Annotated in this window: 11 protein-coding genes; 4 read left to right on the top strand and 7 right to left on the bottom strand. The window is 71.0% G+C overall.

Annotation, left to right across the window (positions count from 1 at the left end):
* Positions 1-105: 105 nt before the first annotated feature.
* Both ACIQMJ_RS08205 and ACIQMJ_RS08200 read left to right on the top strand, forming a co-directional pair.
* Positions 106-1,668, top strand: a complete 1,563-nt coding sequence (locus ACIQMJ_RS08205) for a S8 family peptidase (protein ID WP_499760191.1) — start codon at positions 106-108, stop codon at positions 1,666-1,668.
* A 149-nt stretch (positions 1,669-1,817) separates the two neighbouring features.
* The gene (locus tag ACIQMJ_RS08200) at positions 1,818-2,441 is read left to right on the top strand and encodes a Uma2 family endonuclease (RefSeq protein WP_499760190.1); all 624 of its coding nucleotides are present in this window, start codon (positions 1,818-1,820) and stop codon (positions 2,439-2,441) included.
* Positions 2,442-2,445: 4 nt separating this feature from the next.
* Here the strand turns inward: ACIQMJ_RS08200 and ACIQMJ_RS08195 are convergent, their stop codons facing one another.
* A complete protein-coding gene (locus ACIQMJ_RS08195) occupies positions 2,446-3,513 on the bottom strand; it encodes a glycosyltransferase family 4 protein (protein WP_499760189.1) in 1,068 nt (355 codons plus the stop codon).
* 49 nt (positions 3,514-3,562) lie between these two features.
* Between ACIQMJ_RS08195 and ACIQMJ_RS08190 the strand changes: the two genes are divergently transcribed.
* Together ACIQMJ_RS08190 and ACIQMJ_RS08185 are read left to right on the top strand one after the other, a co-directional pair.
* A complete protein-coding gene (locus ACIQMJ_RS08190) occupies positions 3,563-4,300 on the top strand; it encodes a PIG-L deacetylase family protein (RefSeq protein WP_499760188.1) in 738 nt (245 codons plus the stop codon).
* Positions 4,297-5,235, top strand: coding sequence for a lysylphosphatidylglycerol synthase transmembrane domain-containing protein (locus ACIQMJ_RS08185; RefSeq protein WP_499760187.1), 939 nt, complete (start codon positions 4,297-4,299; stop codon positions 5,233-5,235). Before ACIQMJ_RS08190 ends, ACIQMJ_RS08185 begins: the two co-directional genes overlap by 4 nt.
* Here the strand turns inward: ACIQMJ_RS08185 and truA are convergent.
* The 6 genes from truA to rpsM form a co-directional block, all read right to left on the bottom strand.
* Positions 5,201-5,992 carry a tRNA pseudouridine(38-40) synthase TruA gene (gene truA / locus ACIQMJ_RS08180; protein WP_499760186.1) on the bottom strand — a complete coding sequence of 264 codons (792 nt, stop codon included), beginning with the start codon at positions 5,990-5,992 and terminating at the stop codon, positions 5,201-5,203. The two genes, ACIQMJ_RS08185 and truA, sit on opposite strands and share 35 nt — an antisense overlap.
* Before the next feature lie 59 nt (positions 5,993-6,051).
* The gene (rplQ, locus tag ACIQMJ_RS08175; protein ID WP_499760185.1) at positions 6,052-6,636 is read right to left on the bottom strand and encodes a 50S ribosomal protein L17; all 585 of its coding nucleotides are present in this window, start codon (positions 6,634-6,636) and stop codon (positions 6,052-6,054) included.
* A gap of 58 nt (positions 6,637-6,694) precedes the next feature.
* Positions 6,695-7,747: a DNA-directed RNA polymerase subunit alpha gene (locus ACIQMJ_RS08170; RefSeq protein ID WP_141980319.1), complete on the bottom strand. Its 1,053-nt coding sequence runs from the start codon at positions 7,745-7,747 to the stop codon at positions 6,695-6,697.
* 145 nt (positions 7,748-7,892) lie between these two features.
* Positions 7,893-8,498: a 30S ribosomal protein S4 gene (gene rpsD / locus ACIQMJ_RS08165; protein ID WP_053718426.1), complete on the bottom strand. Its 606-nt coding sequence runs from the start codon at positions 8,496-8,498 to the stop codon at positions 7,893-7,895.
* A gap of 23 nt (positions 8,499-8,521) precedes the next feature.
* On the bottom strand, positions 8,522-8,929 hold the full coding sequence (rpsK, locus tag ACIQMJ_RS08160; RefSeq protein WP_033436732.1) for a 30S ribosomal protein S11: 408 nt from the start codon (positions 8,927-8,929) through the stop codon (positions 8,522-8,524).
* A gap of 37 nt (positions 8,930-8,966) precedes the next feature.
* A complete protein-coding gene (rpsM, locus tag ACIQMJ_RS08155; protein ID WP_230566497.1) occupies positions 8,967-9,347 on the bottom strand; it encodes a 30S ribosomal protein S13 in 381 nt (126 codons plus the stop codon).
* Positions 9,348-9,567: the final 220 nt, after the last annotated feature.

Genomic DNA, 9,567 nt, shown 5'->3' with positions numbered 1-9,567 from the left:
CTTGCGCCTCACCCGCAGGGCGAACTAGGAACAACTCACCGTGTCCGGTCGGTTTCGGGGGCGACACCGACCGGACACCCACCCTGCGAAGAGGAGAACCCCGCCATGGGAGACGTTCGCGCGTCCTGGACGAGACGGCTGGCCGGTGTCGGGCTGGCCACGGGCACGGCGTTCGCGGTCACGGCCGCACTGACCACCTTCACCTCCGCCGCCGCAGAGGGGCAGATCGTCGGGGCCGCCGCGCCCAACGCGGTCAAGGACAGCTACATCGTCGTGCTCAAGGACATGAGCACGAGCAGCGTCGGGACGTTGAGCGCCAAGTACCAGGCGAACGTCAAGCACACGTACACGAGCGCGCTGCGCGGCTTCTCGGCCACCATGTCCGAGGCCCAGGCCCGCAAGCTCGCCGCCGACCCGTCGGTGGCGTACGTGCAGCAGGACGGCGAGGTGAAGATCTCCGGCACGCAGGCGCCGACCCCGTCGTGGGGCCTGGACCGGATCGACCAGGCCGCGCTGCCGCTGGACAACTCCTACACCTACCCGAACGAGGGTGAGGGCGTCACCGCCTACATCATCGACACGGGCATCCGGTTCTCGCACAGCGACTTCGGCGGTCGCGCCGTGTCCGGTCGCGACACCGTCGACAACGACAACGACGCCACCGACTGCAACGGCCACGGCACGCACGTCGCCGGCACCGTCGGCGGCTCGACCTACGGCGTGGCCAAGAAGGCCAAGCTGGTCGGCGTGCGGGTGCTGAACTGCGCGGGCTCCGGCACGTACGCGGGCGTCATCGCGGGCATCGACTGGGTGACCGCCAACGCGGCCAAGCCGGCGGTGGCGAACATGTCGCTCGGCGGCGGCGCGGACGCCACGGTCGACCAGGCCGTGCGCAACTCCATCGCGGCGGGCGTGACCTACGGCCTCGCGGCGGGCAACGACAGCGGCGCCAACGCGTGCAACACGTCCCCGGCGCGCACCACGGAGGCGATCACGGTCGGCTCCACCACCAACACCGACGCCCGGTCGTCGTTCTCCAACATCGGCACCTGCCTGGACATCTTCGCGCCGGGCTCCAACATCACGTCGGCCTGGTACACCAACGACACGGCCACCAACACGATCAGCGGCACCTCGATGGCCACGCCGCACGTGGTCGGCGCGGCGGCCGTCTACCTGGCCGCCAACCCCACCGCCACGCCGCAGCAGGTGCGTGACGCCCTGGTCAACGGCGCGACGAACGGCGTGGTCGGCAACGCGGGCACCGGTTCGCCGAACAAGCTGCTGCGCGTGGTCGGCTCGTCCACCCCGCAGCCGGGCAACTGCGCGCCCAAGACCAACGCGACCGACGTGGCCGTGCCGGACCTGGGCACCGCGACCAGCCCGATCTCGGTGACCGACTGCGCCGGCAAGGCCGGCTCGACCGCCACGGTCGAGGTGCACGTCAAGCACACCTACCGGGGTGACCTGGCGATCGACCTGATCACGCCGAGCGGCGCGGTCAAGCAGCTGAAGGTGACGTCCGGTTCGGACAGCGCGGACAACGTCGACGCCACGTACACGCTGAACCTGTCGGCGGAGAACGCCAACGGCACCTGGCAGCTGCGCGTGCGTGACGCGTACAGCCAGGACACCGGCTACATCGACACCTGGACCCTCGACCTGTAAGCCGGTCGCCTGATCCAGTCGCTCCACAGCGGCCCCTCACCACTTCCGCCGGTGAGGGGCCGCTCCGCGTTTCACCTGATCAGGCACTGCATCGCCCCGGTGGGACTGTGCCAGCGTCATAATCAAGTCGATCGTGGAGGTTGGAAACCATGTCCGCAGCGCTGCAGGAAGAGTCCCGGGCGCGACAGGAAGAGGCCACCCTGCCGAACCCGTTGATCGGCCCGCACACCCTTCAGGAATGGCTCGAGCTGCCCTCTCCGGAGGACGGCTCGCGCGTCGAGCTGATCTTCGGACACTTCCACGTGACTCCCCCACCCTCCGGCGAGCACCAGCTCGCGGTGACCCGCCTCATCCGGCCGATCGAGGATTCGATCTCCGCGGCCGGTCGGACAGACCTCTACGCGGTGATCGGCGTGGGGGTGAAGATCTCGTCCACTCTCCGCAACGGGTTCATCCCCGACGTGGTGATCATGGACCGGCCGCCGGTCGGTGCGAGCTTCCCCGCCGAGGCGCTGCGACTGGCGGTCGAGGTCTGGTCACCCGGCAACGACCGGAACGAGCGCGAGGCGAAGATGGTCGCCTACGCCGCTGCCGGCGTGCCGTTCCTCTGGACGATCACCCGCAAGGGCGATCACCCGGGCCTCGAGCTGATCGCGCACCGGTTGCACGAGGACCAGTACGCGGTGGAGAACACCGTCCGGTCCGCCGGAGCCGCGACCATCACCGCCGCACCGGTCCCGATCACCCTCGACCTGGCCGACCTCGTCTTCTGACCCCTCACACCCGCGCCGCGCACGACCGCAGGGCCTCCAGCACCCGCGGCCACGTGCAGTGGGTCGGTTCGGTGGCCCGGTTGTGCGCCGCGATCCGCAGGCGCTCCTCCCGGTCGTGCACCAGGCGCGCGATCCCCGCCGCCAGGTCGTGCGTCAGCAGCCCCTCCACCCCGTCGCGCACGAAGTCCGCCACCCCCGTCCCCGGCCGCGCGACCACCGGCACCCCCGCCGTCCGCGCCTCCAGCGCCGCCAGCCCGAACGCCTCCTGCGACGCCGGGTTCACGAACACGTCCGCCCCGGCCAGCAGGTGACCCACCCCCTGCCGGTCGAGCCGCCCCGGCAGGCTCACCCACCCCATCCCGTGCCGCTCGACGTACCGCCGCAGGACAGCCATCTCCGGTCCCGCACCGGCCACCGTCGCCCGCAGCGGCACGTCGGACGGCACCGCCCGCAACGCCCGCAGGAACGCCATCGGCTCCTTGCGCGCCGCCAGCCGACCCACCGACACCACGTGCACCGCGTCGTCCGGCCGCTGCGTCGGTATCCCGCGCCACGCCGACGGCACGATCCCGTTCGGCACCACCCCCACCGGCAGCCCCGGCGCCACCGCCCGCACCCGGTCCGCCGCGGCACGGCTCACCGCCGCCACCGCCACCCGCGCCGCGCTCCACGACACCAGCCGGTCCAGCGCCCGGTAGCACCGCTGCACCACCGGGTCCCACATGCTGTGCACCACGACCACCGCGGGCACCCCGAGCCGCAACGCCGACCGCACCCCCGACCAGGCGAACGGCGAGATCGCGCCGACGTGCACGTACACCACCGACGGCCAAAGCCCGACGATCACGCGGTCGAGGTGCGAGCCCGCCCGCGGGTGCACGGGCAGGTCCCACGGCAGCCGCACGGCGATCCGGTGCACCTCGTACCCGTCCCCCGGTGACGCGTTCCTGGTCGCGGTCACCACGTGCACGTCCTCGCCGGAGCGCGCCTGCTCCCGCGCCAACCCGGCCACCTGCACCTCGATCCCGCCCAGGCGCGGCAGGAAGCAGTCGGTGACGTGAACGATCGACAAGTGCACTCCCGTCAAGCCGCCGAACGGACCAACTGACACTCTTGCACCCGTGAGCCGAACGTGCGTCTTCTTCCACGCCCACCCAGACGACGAAGCCCTGCTGACCGGCGGCACGATGGCGCGCCTCGCACGAGAGGGACACCGCGTCGTGCTCGTCGTCGCGACCGCCGGTGAACGAGGGCTGAGCGCGCACCGCACCGATCTCGGCGCCGTGCGCGAGAAAGAGGCACACGCGTCGGCCCGCGCCCTCGGCTGCGCGCGCGTGGAGTTCCTCGGCTACCCCGACTCCGGCCTGGACGGGCGGCGCGGTTTCGCCCGCGCCGACGTGGGCGAGGCCGCCGAACGGCTGGCCGAGCTGCTGCACGAGGAACGAGCCGACCTGCTCACCACCTACGACCCGCACGGCGGCTACGGCCACCCCGACCACGTGCAGGTGCACCGGGTGGGCGCGCTGGCCGCCGAGCTCGCGGGCACGCCCCGCGTGTGGGAGGCGACGATCGACCGCACGTGGCTGCTGCGCGGCCTGCGGCTGGCCCGCCTCGTCCGCGAGTTCGACCTGGAGCCGTTCGAGCGCGCCTACACCGCCCGCGCCGAGATCACCCACTCGGTGGACGTCCGGCGGTACGCGGGGGCGAAGCGGCGGGCGATGGCGGCGCACGCCACCCAGACCACCGGCGGTGACTCGCCCCGGACCCTCGCCACCCTGCTCAAGCTGCCGCCACCGCTGTTCACAGTGGTCCTGGGCACCGAGTGGTACGTCGAGCGCAAACGATTGCGGGCGCGATGAGGCGGTGGCCGCGCATCGCCGCGTCGCTGGCGTCCCTGGGCCTGGCGGCGTGGCTGGTGGTCGCCCTGGTGCCCGCGGTGGGCGGGGTGGCGTGGACGGCGGTCGGAGAGCAGCTGCGCGCCGTCGGCCCCGGCACGGCGCTGGGGTTGACCGCGCTGTGGCTGGCCGGGCTCTGGGCCTACACCTACGTGCTCACCGGCTCGTTGCCCGGCCTGCGCAACACCCAGGCGTTCAGCCTGAACGCGGCGGGCAGCGCGATCAGCAACGTGCTGCCGTTCGGCGGCGCGGCCGGGGTGGCGGTGACCGCGGTGATGGCGTCGAGCTGGGGCCACTCGGCACGGGCGATCACCACGTCGGCGATCGTGAGCGGCCTGTGGAACGCGCTGTCCCGGGCGGTGCTGCCGCTGCTCGCGCTGGCCGTGCAGGGCGCGGTGGTCTTCAGGGACGGCGTGCTGGTCGCGGCGGTCACGGCGGTGGCCGTGCTGCTGCTCGCGGTGGTGGCGTTGACGCACCTGCGGTGGCTGTGCCGCCTCCTCGGCGGCCGGGCGGCCCGGTTCCTGCTGCGGCTGCGCCGCCAGACCGGCGAGGTCGTCCGGACCGGGTGGCGGCGGATGACCGCGGGCATGCTCGCCTACCTGCTGCTGCAAGGCGTGCTGCTGTGGTGGTGCCTGGCCGCCGCGGGCGTCCACCTGGGACTCGGGCCGGCGGTGGCGGCCTTCGCGGTGAGCAGGCTGCTCACGCTGGCCGTGGTCACGCCCGGCGGCGTCGGCGTCACCGAGAACGGCACCATCGCGCTGCTCGTCGGCCTGGGCACGCCCGCCGCGCCGGCCGTGGCAGGCGTGATCCTGTTCGCCTTCTTCACGTACCTGGCGGAGATCCCGCTGGGCGGCGCGGCCTGGCTCAGCTGGTCGGCGCGGCGCGCACGTTCCGGGTGACGGCGGCCCGCGCGGCCAGCTCGTCGTCGGCCGGGTAGTCGACCCGGACCAGCGACAACCCGTGCGGCGGCGCGACGGTGACCTCGCTGGACCGCGCGGTCAGCGACAGCAGCGACGCGGGCCAGCCCACCGGCTTGCGCCCCTCGCCCACGGCCAGCAGCGCGCCGACGAGGCTGCGCACCATCGAATGGCAGAACGCGTCCGCCGACACGCGCGCGGTCAGCACGGCGCCGTCGCGCACCCACTCCAGGCGTTGCAGCTCGCGGATCGTCGTCGCACCCTCGCGGCGCTTGCAGAACGCGCAGAAGTCCCGTTCGCCCAACAACAACTGCGACGCCGCGTTCAACGCGTCCAAGTCGAGGGGACGCGGCCAGGCCAGCGTGTCCAGCCGCCGCAACGGGTGCGCCCCGAACGCGGCGTCGGTGACCCGGTACTCGTAGTGCCGGCGCAGCGCCGCGAACCGCGCGTCGAACTCGGCGGGCACCACCCGTGCCGAGAACACCCGCACGTCCGCGGGCAGCGCGCGGGCCAGGCGCTTCGGCAGCCCGGCGACGTCCACCGCGGCGGGCAGGTCGACGTGCGCCACCTGCCCCGACGCGTGCACGCCCGCGTCCGTCCGACCCGCCACGGTCAGCTGCACGTCCTCGCGCAGCACCGTCGACATCGTGTCCTCCAGGACACCGCACACCGTGCGGCGGTCGGGCTGCCGCGCCCACCCGGAGAACTCCGTGCCGTCGTAGGCCAGGTCCAGTCGCACACGAACGAGCCCGTCGTCCCCAGCGGGAACGACGGGCTCGTCGGTGAAGTGCGCGTCCGTCAGGACTCGTCCTTCTTGTCCTCGGCCTTGTCGTCGGCCTTCGCCTCGGCGGAGGTGTCGTCGGCGCCCTCGGCGGGCTCCTCGGACGCGTCCTTCGTGGCCGACTCGGGCGCCTCGGCGTCCTGGTCGGCGGCGTCGGTGACCTCGGTCTCCGCAGCCGCGGCCTTGGGGGCCTCGTCCTTGGCGAACTTGGTCTTGCGGGCGCGCTCCGCCTCGGAGGTGACGGTGGACTCCGCGACCAGCTCGATCACGGCCATGGGGGCGTTGTCGCCCTTGCGCGGCAGCGTCTTGGTGATGCGGGTGTAGCCACCGGGGCGGTCGGCGAACTGCGGACCGATCTCGGCGAACAGCTTGTGCACGATGTCCTTGTCGCGGATGACCTTGAGGATCTCACGACGGTTGTGCAGGTCGCCGACCTTCGCCTTGCTGATCAGCTTCTCGGCGTACGGGCGCAGCCGCTTCGCCTTGGCCTCGGTGGTCGTGATCCGACCGTGGGTGAACAGGGACGTGGCCAGGTTGGCCAGCATCAGCCGCTCGTGGGCCGGCGAGCCCCCGAGACGGGGTCCCTTGGTGGGGGTGGGCATCGAATTGCTCCTCGGATTTCTTTCTGATCCTCTGCTCCGGCCCGGCCGCTAAGCGACCTCAGAGCTGCTCGGTCTCCGCGTAGTCCTGGCCGTCGTCGTGGGAGTCCACGGCGGTGTCCGTGCCCCAGCCTTCGGCCGGGTAGTCGGACGCGGCGGCCGACGGGTCGAACCCAGGAGGGCTGTCCTTCAGCGCGAGGCCGAGGCCGACGAGCTTCATCTTGACCTCGTCGATCGACTTGGCGCCGAAGTTGCGGATGTCCAGCAGGTCCGCCTCGCTGCGCGAGACCAGCTCGCCCACGGTGTGGATGCCCTCGCGCTTGAGGCAGTTGTAGGACCGGACGGTGAGGTCCAGGTCCTCGATCGGCATCGCGAACGCCGCGATGGTGTCCGCCTCGGCGGGCGAGGGGCCGATCTCGATGCCCTCGGCGTCGACGTTCAGCTCGCGAGCGAGACCGAACAGCTCGACCAGCGTCTTACCGGCCGACGCGACGGCGTCGCGCGGCGTGATGGACGGCTTGGTCTCGACGTCGAGGATCAGCTTGTCGAAGTCGGTCCGCTGCTCGACACGGGTGGCCTCGACCTTGTAGGTCACCTTCATGACGGGCGAGTAGATCGAGTCGACCGGAATGCGGCCGATCTCGGCACCGGCCTGCTTGTTCTGCACGGCGGGGACGTAGCCGCGACCGCGCTCGACCACGAGCTCGATCTCCAGCTTGCCCTTGCCGTTCAGGGTGGCGATGTGCAGGTCGGGGTTGTGCACGGTGACACCGGCCGGAGGCACGATGTCGCCCGCGGTCACCGCGCCCGGCCCCTGCTTGCGCAGGTACATGGTCACCGGCTCGTCCTCCTCGGAGCTGACGACCAGCTCCTTGAGGTTGAGGATGATGTCGGTGACGTCTTCCTTCACACCGGGGACGGTCGTGAACTCGTGCAGCACACCGTCGATGCGGATGCTGGTCACGGCCGCGCCGGGGATGGACGACAGCAGGGTGCGGCGAATCGAGTTGCCGAGGGTGTAGCCGAAGCCCGGCTCCAGCGGCTCGATGACGAACCGGGAACGGGTCTCGTTGACCGCTTCCTCGCTGAGCGAGGGGCGCTGGGAAATCAGCACTGGGTTCTTCCTCTCTGACCCCGACGCCCGCTATTTGACGTCGTGGGAACCGGTCGCGGAGACCGGCAAACGCATGCGGCACACCATTCCGTGCCGCCGCGGGACCCGACTGGAGGGGCGACCGGGGGCCGCCCCTCCAGGAGGATCACTTCGAGTAGAGCTCGACGATGAGCTGCTCGGTGACGGGCGTGTCGATCTGCGCCCGCTCCGGCAGCTGGTGGACCAGGATGCGCAGGTTGGACTGCACGACCTGGAGCCACGCCGGGATCGGCCGGTCGCCGAAGGAAGCACGCGCGGCCTCGAAGGGCAGCGTGGGCAGCGACTTCGGCTTCACGTCGATGATGTCGAACTTCGACACCCGGAAGCTCGGGATGTTGACCTTCTGGCCGTTCACGATGAAGTGACCGTGGCTGACCAGCTGGCGGGCCTGACGGCGGGTGCGCGCGAGACCCGCGCGGTACACCACGTTGTCGAGCCGGGACTCCAGGATCTGCAGCAGGTTCTCACCGGTCTTGCCGGGACGACGAACCGCTTCCTCGTAGTAGCGCCGGAACTGCTTCTCCAGGACGCCGTACGTGTAGCGGGCCTTCTGCTTCTCCTGCAACTGCAGCAGGTACTCGGACTCCTTGATCCGACCGCGGCCGTGCTGGCCGGGCGGGTAAGGACGACGCTCGAACGCCTGGTCCCCGCCGACGAGGTCGACCTTGAGACGGCGCGAGATGCGAGTGGCCGGTCCGGTATAGCGAGCCATGTTGTCTTACTCCTCCCCGTGCCTCAGACCCGGCGCCGCTTGGGCGGGCGGCAGCCGTTGTGGGGCTGCGGGGTCACGTCCTGGATGGTGCCGACCTCGAGACCGGCGGCCTGCAGCGAACGGATCGCGGTCTCGCGGCCGGAGCCGGGACCCTTCACGAACACGTCGACCTTGCGCATGCCGTGCTCGGCGGCCTTGCGGGCGGCGTTCTCGGCGGCCATCTGCGCGGCGAACGGCGTGGACTTGCGAGAGCCCTTGAAGCCGACGTGGCCGGCGGACGCCCAGCTGATCACGTTGCCCATCGGGTCCGTGATGGACACGATGGTGTTGTTGAACGTGCTCTTGATGTGCGCCTGGCCGTGCGAGACGTTCTTCTTTTCCTTGCGCCGGACCTTCTTGACCCCGGCGCCCGTGCGGGACTTGGGTGGCATGTCTGGGTGAACTCCTACTTGCTAGAGACGCGAGGTCTTACTTCTTTCCGGCCTTCTTCTTGCCGGCGACGGTCTTCTTCGGACCCTTACGAGTGCGCGCGTTCGTCTTGGTGCGCTGCCCGCGGACGGGCAGGTTGCGACGGTGGCGCAGCCCCTCGTAGCAGCCGATTTCCATCTTCCGGCGGATGTCGGCCTGAACCTCGCGGCGGAGGTCACCCTCGACCTTGAAGTGGTTCTCGATGTAGTCCCGCAGCTTCGCCAGGTCGTCGTCACCGAGGTCCTTCACCCGGATGTCCGGGGAGATCTCGGTGGCGGTCAGCAGCTCCTTCGAGCGCGTCCGACCGATGCCGAAGATGTAGGTGAGCGCGATCTCCAACCGCTTCTCGCGGGGGAGGTCGACGCCAGCGAGTCGTGCCATACGGCGCTTGCTCCTAACAGTGGTGTCGCTCCAGGTCTGCTCCTCGCCCGATCCCGGGACTGACTCGCTGTGTCAGTTCCGGTCGCTCTCACGACCGGTGTCCCGGCCCCGGCCTGGAGTCCGGGGGTGTGCCGCACGTGGTGCGTGGTGCGCGGCAGGTGCGAGGAGGCTTACTCGGTGTCGCGTCCGGTGAAGACTCGACTCGTGCTGGTCGTGCTCC

The organism is Actinosynnema sp. NPDC091369 (assembly GCF_044757065.1).
Lineage (GTDB): Bacteria > Actinomycetota > Actinomycetes > Mycobacteriales > Pseudonocardiaceae > Actinosynnema.
Note: the sequence above shows the minus strand (reverse complement) of the source record. Positions and strands in the feature narration are given on the sequence as shown.

Coding starts and splice junctions, on each gene's coding strand:
- ACIQMJ_RS08200 (WP_499760190.1), top strand. CDS start 1,818: ATGTCCGCAGCGCTGCAGGAAGAGTCCCGGGCGCGACAGGAAGAGGCC.
- ACIQMJ_RS08185 (WP_499760187.1), top strand. CDS start 4,297: ATGAGGCGGTGGCCGCGCATCGCCGCGTCGCTGGCGTCCCTGGGCCTG.
- rpsD (WP_053718426.1), bottom strand. CDS start 8,498: ATGGCTCGCTATACCGGACCGGCCACTCGCATCTCGCGCCGTCTCAAG.
- rpsK (WP_033436732.1), bottom strand. CDS start 8,929: ATGCCACCCAAGTCCCGCACGGGCGCCGGGGTCAAGAAGGTCCGGCGC.
- rplQ (WP_499760185.1), bottom strand. CDS start 6,636: ATGCCCACCCCCACCAAGGGACCCCGTCTCGGGGGCTCGCCGGCCCAC.
- rpsM (WP_230566497.1), bottom strand. CDS start 9,347: ATGGCACGACTCGCTGGCGTCGACCTCCCCCGCGAGAAGCGGTTGGAG.
- ACIQMJ_RS08205 (WP_499760191.1), top strand. CDS start 106: ATGGGAGACGTTCGCGCGTCCTGGACGAGACGGCTGGCCGGTGTCGGG.